Below are 17,360 nucleotides of genomic sequence, written 5' to 3' on the forward strand. Positions count from 1 at the left end.
CCGAAGAATTACCAATGAGTTATAGCTGCTGATTACACTTTCGCCCTGACCGTCGGGCGGGCGTCATTATTTTGTCTGATTCAACACCAGCAGCAACGCTGCCGTTTGCGCGTCCGGCGTGCCGTCAAAGCGCGTAGGGCGGTAGTGCATCTGGAAGGCCGCGAGCACATGCCGGGTCGCCACATCCAGCTCGCCGGTCTGTGGCGTCGAGTAGCCCAGGCGCGCCAGTTGGCTCTGGAACCAGGTGATGCTCGGCAGTTCGGCGTTGAATTGCGCCTGCTGCCGTGCCACCGCTTGTTCGTTGGGCCAGAGCCCCAGCCCTTCGGCCGCCAGACGCTTCCAGGGGAACAGCGGACCCGGGTCGAGCTTGCGCAACGGGGCGATGTCGCTATGGCCGATGATGTGGCGCGAGCTGATGCCCTGGCGTTTGCTGATGTCCTTGAGCAGAACGATCAGCGACTGCACCTGGGCTTCGCTGTAGGGATACCAGAGGCGACCGGTCGGTGTGTCCTTGAAGCCCGGATTGACGATCTCGATGCCGATCGAGCTGGAGTTGAGCCAGGTACGACCTTGCCATTCGCTTTCGCCGGCGTGCCAGGCACGCAGGTTTTCGTCCATCAGTTTGTAGATGGTGGCGCTCTTGTCGTCGCCGATCAGGTAATGACTGCTGACTTCGCCGTGGGTCAGCAACTGCAGCGAGCGTTCCAGCGATGCGGAGGTGTAGTGCACGATCACAAACTGTACGCGACTGTCGTGATTGACCGAAGGATGGCTGGTGTCAAAACGCGGGCCGCTGGCACAACCGGCCAGGAGGATCAGCGACGCGAGCAGGGTAAAAAATTTCATGGCAGAGGGCAGTACACGCAAGACGATAATGCAACAGTGTAACGTATCGCCTTGCGCTACGACGCTTGAATGGCTGATTTAAACAATATGGAACAATTGCCTCAGCCCAGCTCCACCCGGTTTCGCCCTGCGTTTTTCGCCCGATAAAGCGCCTGATCGGCTCTTTTGAGTACCAGATCGCTGTGCTCACCCGCCCGGAACGTCGTCAGACCCATGGAAACGGTGATCGTGACGCGCTCACCCTTGAAGTGAAATGGGCAGGCTTCGATGGCCGCGCGCAGGGTTTCCAAAAACTTGGCACCGACGGCGGGCGGTGTTGCCGGCAGCAGTAATACAAATTCCTCTCCGCCAAACCGGGCAATGAAATCGTTGCCACGCATACGCTTGCGCAGCACCGTGGCGATGATCTTCAACACCTTGTCGCCCGCCAGGTGGCCGTAGTTGTCGTTGATCCGTTTGAAGTGATCGAGGTCGAGCATGGCGAGGCTCAAAGTGTTGCCGTGCTGCTGCCATTGGGCAATCTCATGTTCGAGCCGTTCGGTCCAGGCGGCGCGGTTGGGCAAGCCGGTGAGCGGATCGATCAGGGCTTTCTGGCGCTGCTCTTCAAGGTGTTCGCGATAGCCTAGCGCTTCCTGCTCCATGTGCGCGACGCGCTCGGCCAGGCTTTTCAGGCGCACAGCCACTTCCTGCTCCCGGGCGTCACGCTGTTTCTGATGCTGATCCATCGTGCCGAGCAGGCCTTCGAGGTGGTTTTCCAGCACCTGCTTCAAATCGTCCAGATCGGCCGCTTCCTGCACGCTGTTCTGCAAGCCGTCGACTTGCTCGCGGATCTGCGTGTCCATCGCCCGCGCTGCAGAACTATTGTCGGCGTGGCCTTCGCTGGCGGCCTGCAGATTGCTCTGAAACGCTTCGAGCCGCTCGTTGAGTTGCTGCAAATAAGCTTCGAATTCGTGCTGGCCGCTGTCGGTAATCGCCAGCATCAAAGTCGCCAGATCGTCGAGGATCGGCAACAGTTCGTACCAGTTCAGCCCATTCTTCAGCCGGTCGCGCATCGCCTCTGCTTGCGGGCGGTGGCGCTCCGGCAAGGTCAGGTCGTCCAGCAACCCGATCAGCGTGTCTTCGATGTGTTTGGCGACCGAACTGTAGGACGGTTCCGGCGAGTCCGGCAGGGCGTAAAGGATATCGTGCTCGGATTGCTCCGGATCGATTGCGGCCAATGCCTGGGCGATGGGCTCGGGGATGGGCAGGCTGTCGAGGATCACGGGCGGCGGGGTATCGCCGGGGTGGATCAGTTCGTCCGGGTTGATGGCTGTTGGCACTGCCGGCGCGAAAACCGGAGGAGGCGTAAAGGCCTGCGGCTCCGGTTCAGGCTCGGCGGGTTCTGGTTCGCTGGGGGCGGAGGGGGATTCGGTGAGGATTCTGGCCGGCTCGAAGGCCACCACCTCCGGCTCCGCATGATATTCGGGGGTTGGCGCTGGAGTTTTCGCGGGTTCGGCCACGGGGGCGGCGACCGGTGCCTGGCTGACGGGCGCAGGGGCGACCGGTTCGGCGGTCGTGACAGGCGCTTCCTGCAAGGGCGCGGTTTCATGCGTGACGGGCGGTTGTTCTGTTTGTGCCGGTAGTACGACCGCCGCGGGCTGCATCACTGGAACAGGCGCTTCCTCGTTGTCGCGGCTGCCGAACAGACGCTGCAACAACCCCGGTCGTCCCGGTTCCGCCGGCGTCTCCAGCTGGCTCAAGGCCTTGCCTTGCAAGCCGCTGAGCTCGCTGAGCAACAGCGGCATTTCCCTTGCCTGACTTACCCGGCCGTCCAGCTGCTTGGCGAATTTCTTCAGCGGCTGGGCCACATCTCGGGGCAGCGGGAGAGATTGCAACTGAGTAACCAGCGCAGTCAGTGCGGTGCTGACCTGTTCGATCCGGGTTTCCCGGCGCTGCTCGGAATCGAGCACGGCTTTTTCCAGGCGAGGGAGCAGGGCGGCGAGGCCGGCGTCCATGTCATCGGTGCGCACCACGTCGCGCATCTCTTTCATGCATTGATCGACCACGCGGTCGGTGCCTTCCGCCGCCAGGGTGCTGCGCACCAGACCACGGCGCAGCAGGTCGAGCCGGGCGTCCCATCGACGTTCAAGCTTTTCCTGTTGTTCGATGCTTTTGAGGTATTTCTCTTTCCAGCGCTGGGCTTCGTCGCTCATTCAGGGGTTCCGCGAAGGGCAGTGCTCAACGCGGGCAATGCATCGGCCGTGAGCGAACCCGGCAGACGAATCTCTACCGCGACCGGCAGGTGATCGGAAATCGGTTGTGCCAGCACTTCGACCTTTTCCAGGGTCAGGGTCGGGCTGAGCAGAATATGGTCCAGGCAGCGCTGCGGGCGCCAGCTGGGGAATGTCGCTTCGAGTTGCGGGGCCAGCAGGCCGAGGTCGCGCAACGGCGAGTGTTGCAGCAGATCGCTGGCGTGGGTGTTCATGTCGCCCATCAGCACCTGATGCTTGTAGCCGCCGATCAGTTCGCGGATGTAGGCCAGTTGCATGCTGCGCACCCGGGCGCCGAGCGCCAGGTGCATCATCACCACCACCAGCGCTTCCGGGCCTTCGCCGAAGCGCACCAGAATCGCACCGCGTCCCTTCGGACCCGGCAGCGGATGGTCTTCGATCGCCCACGGCCGCAGGCGACTGAGCACGCCATTGCTGTGCTGGGCCAGTCGGCCAAGGTTGCGATTGAGTTGTTGATACCAGTAGGGGAAGGCGCCGAGCTGGGCCAGGTGTTCGACCTGATTGACGTAGCCTGAACGCAGGCTGCCGCCATCGGCTTCCTGCAGAGCGACCAGATCGAAGTCGCCAAGCAGATTGCCGATCTTTTGCAGATTGCTCGAACGCCCGGGGTGCGGCAGCAGATGCTGCCAGCTGCGGGTCAGGTAGTGCCGATAGCGCTCGGTGCTGATGCCGACCTGAATATTGAAGCTGAGCAAGCGCAGACGGCTGTCTGCGGGCAGGCCCGTCGATTCCAGGTGATGCTCGTTGACCTGCGGTTCATGCAGGCCAACGACGCGTTCGGTTCCCCAGCGGCGCATGGCGATTGCCGCGCTTAGTTGGCGGCTGCCTTGTTGGCCGCTCGCTCTTTGGCCACCAGTTGATCAGCCAGTTTCAGCGCCTGTTCGGCGCCGCCGGCGGAGCCGATATCGAAGCGGTACTTGCCGTTGACGATCATGGTTGGGACGCCGGTGATTTCATATTTCTTGGCCAGTTCGCGGGCTTTCACGATCTGCCCTTTGATCGCGAACGAGTCGAAGGTCGCCAGGAACTTGTCCTTGTCCACGCCTTGAGTGGCGAGGAAATCGGCCATGTCGTTCTTGTCGGTCAGCTTCTTGTGTTCTTTCTGGATGGCGTTGAATACGGCAGCGTGCACGTTGTGCTCGACGCCCATGGCTTCCAGGGTCAGGAACATTTGACCGTGAGCGTCCCACGGGCCACCGAACATCGCAGGAATGCGTACGAAGTTGACGTCGGACGGCAGTTTTTCAACCCACGGATTGATCACCGGCTCGAACGCGTAGCAATGCGGGCAGCCATACCAGAACAGCTCGACCACTTCGATCTTGCCAGGCACGGCGACCGGCACCGGGTTGCTCAGTTCGACATAAGGGGCAGCAGGGGCTTCGGCGGCCTGGGCGGTCACGCCGAACAGGCTGGCAGCGACGAGGGCGGCGCTGATGATCAGATTACGCATGCTTTACTCCTGGACAATTTTGGTCGCCTCGCGCGACCTGTTTTCAGACAGATCCTGGCGGGCATGAGTTCTGTAGTGTAACGGCAGCGGCCACAAAAAAGGGCGGCCAAAGCCACCCTTTTTATACTTGCTGCAACGGATTAATCGAGCGTTAACGTGGCAGGCGTTGGCCATTGCACGCAGCGCTCGAATCGCGCGTCTTAGTGCAGGCCCTGAATGTAGCTGGAGACTGCCGCGATGTCTTCGTCGCTCAGCTTGCGGGCGATGGTGCGCATGGTCATCGCGTCGCCGTCGTTGTTGCGGCCGGCTTCTTCCTTGCGGAAATCGGTCAGTTGCTTGGCGATGTACTGAGCGTGTTGGCCACCCAGGTGCGGGAAGCCGGCGGCTGCGTTGCCGGCGCCGTTCGGCGAGTGGCAACCGGTGCAGGCTGGCAGGCCTTTCTCGAGGTTGCCGCCACGGAACAGGGCTTCACCGCGAGCGACGATCTTCGGATCGGCGGCGCCGACGCTGCCTTTCTGGCTGGCGAAGTAGGCGGCGATGTCGGCCAGGTCCTGATCGCTCAGGTTGGTCAGCAGGCCGGTCATTTCCAGAACGGTGCGCTTGCCCGACTTGATGTCGTGCAGTTGCTTGGTCAGGTAGCGTTCGCCCTGTCCGGCCAGTTTTGGAAAGTTTGGCGCCATGCTGTTGCCATCCGGGCCATGGCAGGCGCCGCATACGGCGGCTTTGGCCTGGCCTGCGGCTGCATCACCGGCAGCATGGGCGAAGCCTGAGATTCCCACGGTCAACAGCAGACTCACGATCAGTTTGTTCATCAGCTAATCCAACTACGGCTAAGGGTTAAGAGTTATGGACCGGGCTTACTCTCGCTCATCCAGAGGATGAGGGCCTGGTAATCCTCGGCACTGCAGTCCATGCACAAACCACGCGGCGGCATCGCCTTGAAACCCTGGGTCACGTGTTGCACCAGCGTCTCCATACCTTTCGCCAACCTCGGCGTCCAAGCTTCCTGATCGCCTCTTTTGGGCGCCATGGGTAGTTGGCCGGAATGACAGGCTCCACAAACACGGTTGTACACGGCTTCCGGATCCTGTGTAGCCTGTGCGCTGTAAAGCGGCATCAAGACTCCGGCAGCCAGCAGCCATTTCGTCATAAAACGACCTTTTCAGGGTTGAGAGCGTTCTGCGTTCTAATGCGCAATCAAGGTCTGTCGCTCTCGTGAACTTCATCCTTCGCTGGGACAAAGCACACACAAAATCTGCGGCATTATATACTGGCGTCACTGAAACGGAAGCGACACCGCGTTCCGCGCCTAATCCCGGCGCCGCCCACATCGGAAATCCCATGCAACTCAAGAATCCCATCCTCGGCCTGTGCCAACAGTCCACGTTCATGCTCAGTGCCGCCAAAGTCGATCAGTGCCCCGACGACGAAGGCTTCGAAGTGGCGTTCGCCGGTCGTTCCAACGCCGGTAAATCCAGCGCACTGAACACTTTGACTCACGCCAGCCTGGCGCGCACCTCGAAAACCCCGGGTCGCACACAGCTGTTGAACTTCTTCAAGCTAGACGATGAACGGCGTCTGGTCGACCTCCCGGGCTACGGTTATGCAAAAGTACCGATCCCGCTCAAGCAACACTGGCAGCGTCATCTTGAGGCTTACCTCGGTGGCCGCGAGAGTTTGAAGGGTTTGATTCTGATGATGGACATCCGTCATCCAATGACCGACTTCGACCTGCTGATGCTCGACTGGGCCGTTGCGGCCGGAATGCCGATGCACATCCTGCTGACCAAGGCCGACAAACTGACCTACGGCGCAGCCAAGAACACGCTGCTCAAGGTGCAGTCGGAAATCCGTAAGGGGTGGGGCGATCAAGTGACGATCCAGCTGTTCTCTGCCCCGAAACGCATGGGTCTGGAAGAGGCCTACACTGTGTTGGCAGGCTGGATGGAACTGGCAGATAAAGGCGTGGAAGCGGCGGCAGAGTAAGGGATTTCAAAACTGTCTGTGGTACTGTCAGGCAAGGCAAAAGCACTGCTAAAAAGCGGAGTTTAGGGGACCTAAATGAGCATTTTTTGTTGCGCTTTTAACGCAGCATGGCTGCGCCACAGGCAGTTTTGAGGCAAAAAAAGCCCCGGACTTCATATGGGGAGGGAGAAGTTCCGGGGTTTAAGTTCCGAACCGCTAGGGCGGGGTTCAGATATCTGCCAACACTTAACACAACATAGGAGCATCGAAGGGCTTCACCAGCCATTCAGTATCTCTGAGTGCCCTGTCGCAAGATTAGTTCAGAATCTTTTCAAAAAACTTTGGAATAAGCTCAAGAACGATCAGGCCTAAGCGATTTTCGATGCCTTTGCCGCGACGCCCTGTCGCGGCAAAACCCCAATCCAGAGGCCTCAGTGCGCCTCGTCCCAGTTGTTGCCAACCCCCACTTCCACCAGCAATGGCACGTCCAGTTTTGCCGCTTCGCTCATGTGCACGCGAATTTCTTCGCGAACCTGATCGACCAGATCCTCGCGAACCTCCAGCACCAGTTCGTCGTGCACCTGCAGGATGACTTTGGCGTCCAGCCCGGAAGCGCTCAGCCAGTTATCCACTGCCACCATGGCTTTCTTGATGATGTCCGCCGCGGTGCCCTGCATCGGCGCATTGATTGCCGTACGTTCGGCGGCCGCGCGTTCCTGCGGCTTGTTGGAGTTGATGTCCGGCAGATACAGGCGACGACCGAAAATTGTTTCCACAAAACCTTGATCCGCAGCCTGGGCGCGGGTGCGATCCATGTACTCGCGCACGCCCGGGTAACGCGCGAAGTAGGTGTCGATGTAGGCCTTGGCGGTCTTGGTGTCGACGCCGATGTCCTTGCCGAGCTTCTGCGCGCCCATGCCATAGATCAGGCCGAAGTTGATCGCCTTGGCGCCACGGCGCTGGTCGGACGTCACTTCGTTCAGCTCGACCTTGAACACTTCGGCCGCCGTGGCGGTGTGTACGTCCAGATTGTTGCGGAAGGCATTCATCAGGCCTTCGTCGCGGGACAGGTGGGCCATGATCCGCAGTTCGATCTGCGAATAGTCCGCCGCCAGCAGTTTGTAGCCTTTCGGCGCAACGAACGCCTGACGGATGCGTCGGCCTTCAGCAGTACGCACAGGAATGTTCTGCAGGTTCGGATCGCTCGACGACAGGCGACCGGTCGACGCAACGGCTTGATGGTATGAAGTGTGGATACGCCCTGTACGCGGGTTGATCTGCTCCGGCAGGCGATCGGTGTAGGTGCTTTTCAGCTTGCTCATGGAGCGGTGTTCCATCAGCACTTTTGGCAAGCGGTGATCGTCTTCGGCCAGTTTCGCCAGCACTTCTTCGGCGGTGGACGGCTGGCCCTTGGCGGTCTTCTTCAGCACCGGGAGGCCGAGTTTTTCGTAGAGGATCACGCCCAGTTGCTTCGGCGAGCCGAGGTTGAACTCTTCACCGGCGATCTCGAACGCTTCGCGCTCCAGCGCGACCATCTTGTTGCCCAGCTCGATGCTCTGGATGCCAAGCAGTTCAGCGTCGACGAACGCGCCCTGGCGCTCGATGCGAGCGAGCACCGGCACCAGCGGGATCTCGATATCGGTCAGCACGCTTGCCAAGCTCGGTATGGCGCTGAGTTTTTCGAACAGCGTCTGGTGCAGGCGCAGGGTCACGTCGGCATCTTCGGCGGCGTAAGGCCCGGCCTGTTCCAGGGCGATCTGGTCGAAGGTCAGCTGTTTGGCGCCTTTGCCGGCGATGTCCTGGAAGCTCACGGTGGTGTGATCCAGGTACTTCTGCGCCAGGCTGTCCATGTCGTGACGGGTGGCGGTGGAGTTGAGTACGTAGGACTCAAGCATCGTGTCGAAGGCAATCCCGCGTACGGTAATGCCTTCATTCTGATCACCGCCGATGGCGCAATTGGCCAGGATGTTCATGTCGAACTTGGCGTGCTGGCCGACCTTGAGCTTGTTCGGGTCTTCGAGGATCGGCTTGAGCGCGCGCAGCACGGTGTCGCGATCCAGCTGCTCCGGTACGCCGATGTAGGAGTGGGTCAGCGGGATGTAGGCCGCTTCGTTGGCCTGCACCGCGAAGGACAGACCGACCAGTTGTGCCTGCTGGGCATCGATCCCGGTGGTTTCGGTGTCGAAGGCGAACAGCTTGGCGCTTTTCAGCTTTTCCAGCCAGACGTCGAATCGCGCCTGATCGAGGATGGTTTCGTACGCGGCTTCAGCCGGAGCGGCAGGCACTTCTTCTTCGGCAGGCGCGCTGAACAGATCGCCGGCCGGCGCAGGCTCGGTGGCAGCGCTCAGTTCCAGACGTTTGGCATCCCGCTCCAGATCGTTGATCCAGCTCTTGAACTCCAGCAGGGTGTAGAGCTCAAGCAGTTTGGCCGGATCTTCCGGGCCCATTTGCAGGTCGTCGAGGCCGATATCCAGTGGCACGTCGACCTTGATGGTCGCCAGTCGATAGGAGAGGAACGCCATCTCCTTGTGTTCTTCGAGCTTGGCTGGCAGGGTCTTGGCGCCGCGAATCGGCAGGGTCGGCACGATGTCGAGCTGCGCATACAGCTCGGTCAGACCGCCGTTGACCCCCACCAGCAGGCCGGAAGCAGTCTTCGGGCCGATGCCGGGAACGCCGGGGATGTTGTCGGAAGAATCGCCCATAAGGGCCAGATAATCGATGATCTGCTCGGGAGCGACGCCGAATTTCTCCTTCACGCCTTCCACGTCCATCGAGCTACCGGACATGGTGTTGACCAAGGTAATGTGCCCGTCGACCAGTTGCGCCATGTCCTTGTCGCCGGTGGAGATGATCACCGGGCGGTCGGCGGCCGCGCTGCTGCGGGCCAGGGTGCCGATCACGTCATCGGCCTCGACGCCTTCGACACACAGCAGCGGAAAACCGAGAGCGATCACGCTCTGGTGCAGCGGTTCGATCTGCACGCGCATGTCGTCGGGCATGCTTGGGCGGTTGGCCTTGTATTCGGCGTACATCTCATCGCGAAATGTCCCACCCTTGGCGTCGAACACCACGGCGAACGGGCTGTCCGGATACTGCTTGCGCAGGCTCTTGAGCATGTTCAGCACGCCTTTGACCGCACCGGTCGGCAGGCCTTTGGAGGTGGTCAGCGGTGGCAGCGCGTGAAAGGCGCGGTACAGGTAAGACGAACCGTCCACCAGGACGAGGGGGGCTTGGCTCATGAGCAGAATCAACCTTTTCGGCGGGCCCGGCGCTAGAATAGCGGGACCGTTGACGACAAAGGGACAAGGTTATCATGCGTACGTTAAATCGCTTGCTGCTGGTCAGTCTGATTGCTGTCTCACCGCTGGCCGCGATCGCGGCGGATGATGCGCCATCGTCGGAGCCGGAAGTTACCATTAGCACGCACACGGAAGGCGACAAGGTCATTCAGGAATACAGCCGGAGTGGATTCGTGTATGCGATCAAGGTCACACCGAAGGTCGGCAAACCCTATTTCCTGGTGCGCGCCGATGGTACGGACGCGAATTACATCCGGTCCGACCAGCCGAATATGTTGATTCCAGCGTGGGAAATCTTTACCTGGAAGTAAGTTTCCTGACTTTTAATCGGCGCCGTTTGATGGCGGCGCCAGAACTGAGCAGTTTTTAACCATGTCTGTGTTTACCCCCCTGGCTCGGCCCGAGCTGGAAACCTTTCTCGCCCCCTACGGGCTCGGCCGTCTGCTCGATTTCCAGGGGATCGCCGCCGGCAGCGAAAACACCAACTTCTTCATCAGCATGGAAAAGGGCGAGTTCGTCCTGACCTTGGTCGAGCGCGGCCCGGTGCAGGAAATGCCGTTCTTCATCGACCTGCTCGACGTGTTGCACGAAGCCGATCTGCCGGTGCCTTACGCACTGCGCACCACTGACGGCGTGGCCCTGCGCGAGCTGAAAGGCAAACCGGCGCTGCTACAACCGCGTCTGGCCGGCAAGCACATCAAGCAGGCCAACGCCCAGCATTGTGCGCAGGTCGGTGAGTTGCAGGCGCACCTGCACCTGGCGACCCAGGGCGACAACATGATCAAGCGCAAGACCGATCGTGGCCTGGACTGGATGCTGGAAGAGGGCACGCAGTTTCTTTCGCACCTGAGCGATGAACCTCGTGCGCTCCTGCAAACCGCGCTGGACGAAATCACCCGACAGAAAGAGAAAATTCTCGCACTGCCACGGGCGAACATTCACGCCGACCTGTTCCGCGACAACGCGATGTTCGAAGGCACGCATCTGACCGGGCTGATCGACTTCTACAACGCCTGCTCTGGTCCGATGCTTTATGACGTGGCGATTGCCCTGAACGACTGGTGCTCGGACGATGACGGCCTGATCGACGGCCCGCGTGCGCGTGCATTCTTGGGTGCCTACGCGGCACTGCGTCCGTTCACGGCGGCCGAGGCCGAGTTGTGGCCGACCATGCTGCGCGTGGCATGCGTGCGGTTCTGGCTGTCGCGCCTGATCGCGGCGGAATCGTTCGCCGGGCAGGACGTGCTGATCCACGATCCGAAAGAGTTCGAGCAGCGTCTGGCACAGCGTCAGACGGTCAGTACGCCGCTACCTTTCGCCCTGTAAAAGAAAAAACCGCAGCCTGTGCAGGCTGCGGTTTTTTGTATCAGAGCGATTCGAGACAACCCGCCAGATCATTCCCCAGCTTCTCCAGCACTTGCTCATAACCCTGAGCCGTCGCTGGCGTGTATCCGCCCAACGCATCCAGTTCCGCCAGTTTCACCGGCAGGCCAGCCACCAGGGTTTCGGCCAGACGTGGACGCAGCGGCGGCTCACTGAACACGCAGGTCTTGCCGACTTCCTGCAAACGCGTGCGCATTGCCGCCACATGCTGGGCGCCCGGCTGCACTTCCGCCGCGACGCTGAACACACCGGTGTGTTTCAGGCCGTAGGCGTCTTCGAAGTAGTCGAAGGCTTCGTGGAAGACGAAGTAGGGTTTGCCTTCAATACCGGCCAGACGTTTCTTCAAGCGCTGATCCAGTGCATCCAGACGTTCATCGAACGCCTTGGCGTTGCTCTGATAGCGCTCGGCATTGGCCGGGTCTGCGGCGCTCAGGTCAGCGGCCATTTTGTCGGCAATAACCCGCGCGTTCACCGGCGATAGCCACAGATGCGCATCGAGGCTGCCCGGACGATGATCGTGGTCGTGTTCGTCGGCTTCTTCGGCATGGGAATGACTGTCTGCGGCGAAGCGGCGCAGTTTCATGCCCGGCAGGTCCTGTACCGCGACGCTCGGCAACGTACGACCGTTCAGCACGCGAGGCAGGAAACCTTCCATGTCCGGGCCGATCCAGTACAGCAGGTCCACCGATTGCACCTTGCGCACATCGGATGGGCGCAAGGCGTAGTTATGCGGCGAAGCGCCCGGTGGCAGCAGCACTTCCGGAATCGCCACGCCGTCCTGCACCGCGGCGGCAATCAGTTGCAGGGGCTTGATGCTGGTGAGGACTCTGACCTCGGCCTGAGCCGGACCGATCAGCAGAAAACCGGTGATGAATACGACAAAAACAGAAAAAAGTCGGGACACGATGACCACTCAATGAGGCGAGAACGGGTAACATAATAACGTCTCTAACCAAACTCGTCGCCGCTCATGCCTATTACACCGATTGCCAGCCGTCCCCACGACCACTCGCACTGCGTTCACAGCGCGCTGTCCGAGGCCGATGCCCTGTGTGCACAGAAAGGCCTGCGCCTGACCGCGCTGCGCCGGCGGGTGCTGGAACTGGTCTGGCAGAGCCACAAGCCGCTGGGTGCCTACGACATTCTGGCGGTGCTCAGCGAGCAGGACGGCCGCCGCGCCGCGCCGCCGACCGTGTACCGGGCGCTGGATTTCCTGCTGGAAAACGGTCTGGTGCACCGCATCTCCTCGCTCAACGCCTTCGTCGGCTGCGTTCACCCGAAACATTCGCACCAGGGCCAGTTCCTGATCTGCCGCGAATGCCACGCCGCCATCGAACTTGAGCAAAAAACCATCAGCGACGCCATCGTCCACAGCGCCAAGGACGTCGGCTTCATCGTCGAGGCCCAGACCGTCGAAGTGGTCGGCCTCTGCTCCGGTTGCCGGGGGGCTTGATGAGCGATGCGCTGATCCGTCTGGAGCAGGTGGCGGTCCGGTTTGCCGGGCAGAACGTGCTGGACAACATTCACCTGAGCGTCGAGCCGGGGCAGATCGTCACCCTGATCGGCCCCAACGGCGCCGGCAAGACCACGCTGGTGCGCGCCGTGCTCGGGCTGTTGAAGCCCGATAGCGGCAGCGTCTGGCGCAAGCCGAAACTGCGCGTGGGTTACATGCCGCAAAAACTTCACGTCGATCCGACCCTGCCGCTGTCAGTGCTGCGCTTCCTGCGGCTGGTGCCGGGCGTCGATCGCCCACGTGCGCTGGCGGCGCTCAAGGAAGTCGGCGCCGAGCATGTCATCGACAGCCCGGTGCAAAGCGTTTCCGGCGGTGAAATGCAGCGTGTGCTGCTGGCCCGGGCGCTGCTTCGCGAGCCGGAACTGCTGGTGCTCGACGAGCCGGTGCAAGGCGTCGATGTCGCCGGGCAGGCCGAGCTGTACAGTTTGATCACCCGCCTGCGCGACCGTCACGGCTGCGGCGTGCTGATGGTGTCCCACGATCTGCATCTGGTGATGAGCACCACCGATCAAGTGGTGTGCCTCAACCGTCACGTCTGCTGCTCCGGTCATCCCGAGCAGGTCAGTGGCGACCCGGCCTTCGTCGAGCTGTTCGGCAACAACGCGCCGAGCCTGGCGATCTATCACCACCATCATGACCACGCCCACGACCTGCACGGTTCGGTGGTCAAAGGGCCCCTGTCGGCTCAACCTCACGTTCACGGAGATAGCTGCAAGCATGGCTGATTTTCTGTTCTACGCCCTGCTTGCAGGTCTGGCGCTGGCGGTGGTCGCGGGGCCGCTGGGCTCGTTCGTGGTCTGGCGGCGCATGGCCTATTTCGGCGACACCCTGTCCCACGCCGCTCTGCTCGGCGTGGCGCTGGGCTTTCTGCTGGATGTCAGCCCGACTGTCGCGGTCACCGTCGGCTGCCTGCTGCTGGCGGTGTTGCTGGTGACTTTGCAACAGCGCCAGCCGCTGGCGTCCGACACGCTTTTGGGAATTCTCGCACCGAGCACGCTCTCCCTCGGGCTGGTGGTACTAAGCTTCATGCATGAAGTGCGGATCGACCTGATGGCCTATCTGTTCGGCGACCTGCTGGCGATCAGCCCGACCGATCTGGCGTGGATCCTCGGCGGCAGCGCGGCGGTGCTGGTGTTGCTAGTGACGCTGTGGCGGCCGCTGCTGGCGATCACCGTGCACGAAGAGCTGGCCAAAGTCGAAGGCCTGCCGGTGGCCGGTTTGCGCATGGCGCTGATGCTGTTGATCGCGGTGGTGATCGCCGTAGCGATGAAAATAGTCGGTGTATTGCTGATTACTTCGCTGTTGATCATCCCGGCGGCTGCGGCACAACGTCACGCCCGTTCGCCGGAGCAGATGGCACTGGGCGCGAGCGTGCTGGGCATGCTCGCCGTGTGTGGCGGGCTGGCATTGTCCTGGTTCAAGGACACCCCGGCTGGCCCGTCAATCGTTGTGACGGCGGCCGCACTGTTTCTGCTGAGTTTTGTTCTGCCCCGTCGAGGGGTGTAGACTTGCTCGTTTTTTGCGCAAATAGAGAGTCGCAGGAATGAAGCCGTTCGCCTCCCGTTATCTGCTCCTTGTGGCCTTTTCAGTGCTGCTGGGCGCCTGCCAAAGCACGCCGCCGGTGGCCGAAGTCCCCGATGCGCGGGCCACGGCCATCGCACAGCTGGAGCAAAGCCTGGCCAGCAGCGAACTGGCCACTGCCGAAGACCAACTGGCAGCCTTGCAAGCCGAAACACCCAACGATCAATCCCTTGAGCAATACCAGCGCCAGTTGGCCGAAGCCTATCTGCGTCGCAGCCAGATCGTCCTGCAGAAGGGCGATGTGAATGCGGCCGCGACCGCGCTGGCCCGTGCCCGCGTGCTGATGCCCAAGGCCCCGGCACTGACCGGTGGCGTCAACGGTGCCATCACCGAAGCGCGCAAGGCCGAGCTGGAGAAAGCCGAAGCAGCGCTGCAAGCCGCCGAAGCCAAGCCGAAAGCCAAGGTGATCGATCCCACCGCCGAGAGCACCACGGTTGCGCTGAATATCACCGATAGCCGCAAACTTCGCCGCCAACTGGATGCGATCGCCGCCGATGTGGTGAATTACGACTGTGCGGTGAGCATTCAGGCCCCGCGCACCAATGATTACCCTTGGCTGGCAACGCTGATCACCAAGCGCGTGAAGAAGCTTGATCCGGATTTCGTTCTGAAGATCGAAAAACAGATTCTGCGCACGGTGCCGGCGCAGATGGTTCTGAGCCCGCGCAAACCTTGAATTAACCGCAGCCTGCTTTTCGCAGGCTGCGGTTTTTTTTCAGGCAGGAATCGCCTTGGCCTTGGCTTCCCTATCCCAAACCCGATGCTGCCCGATCGCCGCAAAGAATGGCTGGGTCAGCGCGCCTACATCCTTGCCTTCGACCAACCCCGCATCCGTTTCCAGCTTCAACACGTCCAGCAACTGTTTGGCCTCGCCATGCAGCGCAATCGCCTTCAAGTGCTTGTACGCCTCCAGCAGGTAATGCAACGCCACGCCGTCACCGCTCAACGCTTTAACCGACGCTGCGCCACCCGGCACGAATACCGCATCGAACGCAATCGAAGGCAAACCTTCCATCGACGCATCTACCGCCAGGGTTTTGCCATCGGCGGTCTTCACCGGCGCCGAAGTCGGACCAAGCAGTTTGGCGTGCGCACCTTCTGCCGCCAGCGCCTTCTTCATCGCATCAATCGCCGCACCATCGACGCCGTTGGCCGCAAGGATCGCAACTTTTCGTGTCTTGATGTTCTCCGGCAGCAGGTTGGCCTGACTCAGCGCCGGCGAACGATCCAGTGATGTTTCAGGCACGTCCACGGTACCTTTGCCTGGCGCTGGCAGACCCAGGTTGGCCGCCACGCGTTTGGCCAGCTCCAGATCGATGTTGGCGAGAATCTCGTTCACTTGCCGCGCCCGGATGAACTCACGCTCAACCTTGCCGAGTTCGAAACTGTAGGCGGCGATGATGTGCTCTTTCTCGTGCGGGCTCATGCTGTTGAAGAACAGCCGCGCCTGGGAGAAGTGGTCGCTGAACGACTCGCTGCGCTGACGGATCTTGTTGGCATCGATGCGCTCCGGATAGCTTTCGAACCCGCCGTCCTGCGCCGCCGGTGGGGTTTCCTTCGGCCAGCCGCCATCGATGGAATTGGGTTCATACGAAGCGCGGCCCTTGTCGATCACCGTACGGTGCTGGGCATCGCGCTGGCCGTTGTGGAACGGTGCCACTGGGCGATTGATCGGCAACTCATGAAAGTTCGGCCCGCCGAGTCGGCTGATCTGCGTGTCGGTGTAGGAAAACAGCCGGCCTTGTAGCAGCGGGTCATTCGAGAAGTCGATGCCCGGCACGATATGGCCGGGGCAGAAAGCGACCTGCTCGGTTTCGGCGAAGAAGTTGTCCGGGTTGCGGTTGAGGGTCATCTTGCCCAGCGGCGTGATCGGAACGATTTCTTCGGGAATCAGTTTGGTCGGGTCAAGGATGTCGAAATCGAAGTCGTGCTCGTTTTCCTCTTCGATGACCTGAACGCCGAGTTCCCATTCCGGGTAGTCACCCATCTCGATGGCTTCCCACAGATCGCGCCGGTGGTAGTCGGTGTCTTTACCGGCGAGCTTCTGCGCCTCGTCCCATACCAGCGAACAAGTGCCGGCAGTAGGGCGCCAGTGGAATTTGACGAAGCGCGATTTGCCCTCGGCGTTGATCAGCCGGAAGGTGTGCACGCCGAAGCCCTGCATGCTGCGCAGGCTTTTCGGGATGGCCCGGTCGGACATGGCCCAGATGACCATGTGCGCCGATTCCGGTACCAGCGACACAAAATCCCAGAACGTGTCGTGAGCCGAGCCGCCGGTAGGGATCTCGTTATGCGGTTCGGGTTTCACCGCGTGGACGAAGTCAGGAAACTTGATCGCGTCCTGAATGAAGAACACCGGCATGTTGTTGCCGACCAGATCGAAGTTGCCTTCGTCGGTGAAGAACTTCACGGCAAAACCGCGCACGTCACGGACGGTGTCGCCGGAGCCGCGCGGCCCCTGGACCGTGGAAAAGCGCACGAATACCGGAGTTTTCTTCCCCGGATCCTGCAAGAAACCGGCCTTGGTCAGCGCCGCATGGTTCTCGTAGCTTTGAAAGAATCCATGGGCGCCGGTGCCGCGGGCGTGAACGATGCGCTCGGGAATCCGTTCATGGTCAAAGTGCGTGATCTTTTCACGCATGATGAAGTCTTCCAAAAGCGACGGCCCGCGAGCCCCGGCCTTGAGGGTGTTCTGGTTATCAGCAATTTTCACGCCCTGATTGGTGCGCAGGGCCTGACCGGTAGCGTCGGAGCGAAACTTCTCCAGGCTGTCGAGTTTGGCATTGGTGTTGGCGCGATCCGGGGTATCGGTGCCGGCCAGTTGGCTTTTGTCATTGGCAGGTTTCTTGGTACTCATCAGTCATGAACTCCTGTTTGTCCCGGGATTGCCCCGGAACGCTTGAGTGTTTCCCAGGCACGGCACCCAGGGTTTTCAAGTCGCTTAAGTAGTGACTGACGAGGGTTTCGGGCGTTCCTTTTTTATGACCTTTGATCCTGTTATTGCCAAATCGAAGGTTATTCGCGAAATAAATGCTAAGAACCTCTATACG

The 17,360-nt window shown here is 61.0% G+C and carries 16 protein-coding genes; 7 read left to right on the forward strand and 9 right to left on the reverse strand.

Annotated elements, in window-relative coordinates:
- Positions 1–66: 66 nt before the first annotated feature.
- The 6 genes from EIY71_RS09480 to EIY71_RS09505 all read right to left on the reverse strand — a co-directional run bounded on the left by EIY71_RS09480 (position 67) and on the right by EIY71_RS09505 (position 5,719).
- Positions 67–846 (reverse strand): N-acetylmuramoyl-L-alanine amidase, encoded by a 780-nt coding sequence (locus tag EIY71_RS09480; RefSeq protein WP_134021527.1) that lies wholly within the window; start codon positions 844–846, stop codon positions 67–69.
- A gap of 101 nt (positions 847–947) precedes the next feature.
- Positions 948–3,038 (reverse strand): diguanylate cyclase, encoded by a 2,091-nt coding sequence (locus EIY71_RS09485; RefSeq protein ID WP_129973329.1) that lies wholly within the window; start codon positions 3,036–3,038, stop codon positions 948–950.
- Complete coding sequence (locus EIY71_RS09490; RefSeq protein WP_011331775.1) at positions 3,035–3,913, reverse strand: endonuclease/exonuclease/phosphatase family protein; 879 nt, start codon at positions 3,911–3,913, stop codon at positions 3,035–3,037. Before EIY71_RS09490 ends, EIY71_RS09485 begins: the two co-directional genes overlap by 4 nt.
- A 14-nt stretch (positions 3,914–3,927) precedes the next feature.
- Positions 3,928–4,569, reverse strand: a complete 642-nt coding sequence (locus EIY71_RS09495; protein ID WP_102688236.1) for a thiol:disulfide interchange protein DsbA/DsbL — start codon at positions 4,567–4,569, stop codon at positions 3,928–3,930.
- 200 nt (positions 4,570–4,769) lie between these two features.
- Positions 4,770–5,381, reverse strand: a complete 612-nt coding sequence (locus EIY71_RS09500; protein ID WP_039764863.1) for a cytochrome c — start codon at positions 5,379–5,381, stop codon at positions 4,770–4,772.
- 32 nt (positions 5,382–5,413) lie between these two features.
- Positions 5,414–5,719, reverse strand: a complete 306-nt coding sequence (locus EIY71_RS09505) for a cytochrome c5 family protein (RefSeq protein ID WP_085690419.1) — start codon at positions 5,717–5,719, stop codon at positions 5,414–5,416.
- Positions 5,720–5,910: 191 nt separating this feature from the next.
- On the opposite strand from EIY71_RS09505, the gene yihA reads away from it, so the two are divergent.
- Positions 5,911–6,555 carry a ribosome biogenesis GTP-binding protein YihA/YsxC gene (yihA, locus tag EIY71_RS09510; RefSeq protein ID WP_102718519.1) on the forward strand — a complete coding sequence of 215 codons (645 nt, stop codon included), beginning with the start codon at positions 5,911–5,913 and terminating at the stop codon, positions 6,553–6,555.
- A gap of 410 nt (positions 6,556–6,965) precedes the next feature.
- Here the strand turns inward: yihA and polA are convergent, their stop codons facing one another.
- A complete protein-coding gene (gene polA / locus EIY71_RS09515) occupies positions 6,966–9,773 on the reverse strand; it encodes a DNA polymerase I (protein ID WP_134021530.1) in 2,808 nt (935 codons plus the stop codon).
- A gap of 74 nt (positions 9,774–9,847) precedes the next feature.
- Here polA and EIY71_RS09520 point away from each other — a divergent pair, with 74 nt between their 5' ends.
- Together EIY71_RS09520 and EIY71_RS09525 are read left to right on the forward strand one after the other, a co-directional pair.
- Complete coding sequence (locus EIY71_RS09520; RefSeq protein ID WP_007954026.1) at positions 9,848–10,144, forward strand: DUF2782 domain-containing protein; 297 nt, start codon at positions 9,848–9,850, stop codon at positions 10,142–10,144.
- Positions 10,145–10,205: 61 nt separating this feature from the next.
- A complete protein-coding gene (locus EIY71_RS09525; protein ID WP_085748044.1) occupies positions 10,206–11,159 on the forward strand; it encodes a homoserine kinase in 954 nt (317 codons plus the stop codon).
- A gap of 40 nt (positions 11,160–11,199) precedes the next feature.
- Here the strand turns inward: EIY71_RS09525 and EIY71_RS09530 are convergent, their stop codons facing one another.
- Positions 11,200–12,120 (reverse strand): zinc ABC transporter substrate-binding protein, encoded by a 921-nt coding sequence (locus EIY71_RS09530; RefSeq protein ID WP_102688238.1) that lies wholly within the window; start codon positions 12,118–12,120, stop codon positions 11,200–11,202.
- 66 nt (positions 12,121–12,186) lie between these two features.
- Here EIY71_RS09530 and zur point away from each other — a divergent pair, with 66 nt between their 5' ends.
- The 4 genes from zur to EIY71_RS09550 are packed head-to-tail and all read left to right on the forward strand — an operon-like array spanning position 12,187 to position 14,986.
- On the forward strand, positions 12,187–12,669 hold the full coding sequence (zur, locus tag EIY71_RS09535) for a zinc uptake transcriptional repressor Zur (protein ID WP_011331783.1): 483 nt from the start codon (positions 12,187–12,189) through the stop codon (positions 12,667–12,669).
- The gene (znuC, locus tag EIY71_RS09540; RefSeq protein WP_085690422.1) at positions 12,669–13,454 is read left to right on the forward strand and encodes a zinc ABC transporter ATP-binding protein ZnuC; all 786 of its coding nucleotides are present in this window, start codon (positions 12,669–12,671) and stop codon (positions 13,452–13,454) included. The genes zur and znuC overlap by 1 nt, the downstream gene beginning before the upstream one ends.
- Positions 13,447–14,235 (forward strand): zinc ABC transporter permease subunit ZnuB, encoded by a 789-nt coding sequence (gene znuB / locus EIY71_RS09545; RefSeq protein ID WP_007954005.1) that lies wholly within the window; start codon positions 13,447–13,449, stop codon positions 14,233–14,235. The genes znuC and znuB overlap by 8 nt, the downstream gene beginning before the upstream one ends.
- 37 nt (positions 14,236–14,272) lie before the next feature.
- Positions 14,273–14,986, forward strand: coding sequence for a PA5502 family lipoprotein (locus tag EIY71_RS09550; RefSeq protein ID WP_134021533.1), 714 nt, complete (start codon positions 14,273–14,275; stop codon positions 14,984–14,986).
- Between the two features lie 39 nt (positions 14,987–15,025).
- On the opposite strand, the gene katE is transcribed toward EIY71_RS09550, so the two are convergent.
- The gene (gene katE / locus EIY71_RS09555; RefSeq protein WP_134021536.1) at positions 15,026–17,167 is read right to left on the reverse strand and encodes a catalase HPII; all 2,142 of its coding nucleotides are present in this window, start codon (positions 17,165–17,167) and stop codon (positions 15,026–15,028) included.
- Positions 17,168–17,360: the final 193 nt, after the last annotated feature.

Source organism: Pseudomonas sp. CH235 (assembly GCF_004368175.1).
GTDB lineage: Bacteria > Pseudomonadota > Gammaproteobacteria > Pseudomonadales > Pseudomonadaceae > Aquipseudomonas > Aquipseudomonas paraglycinae.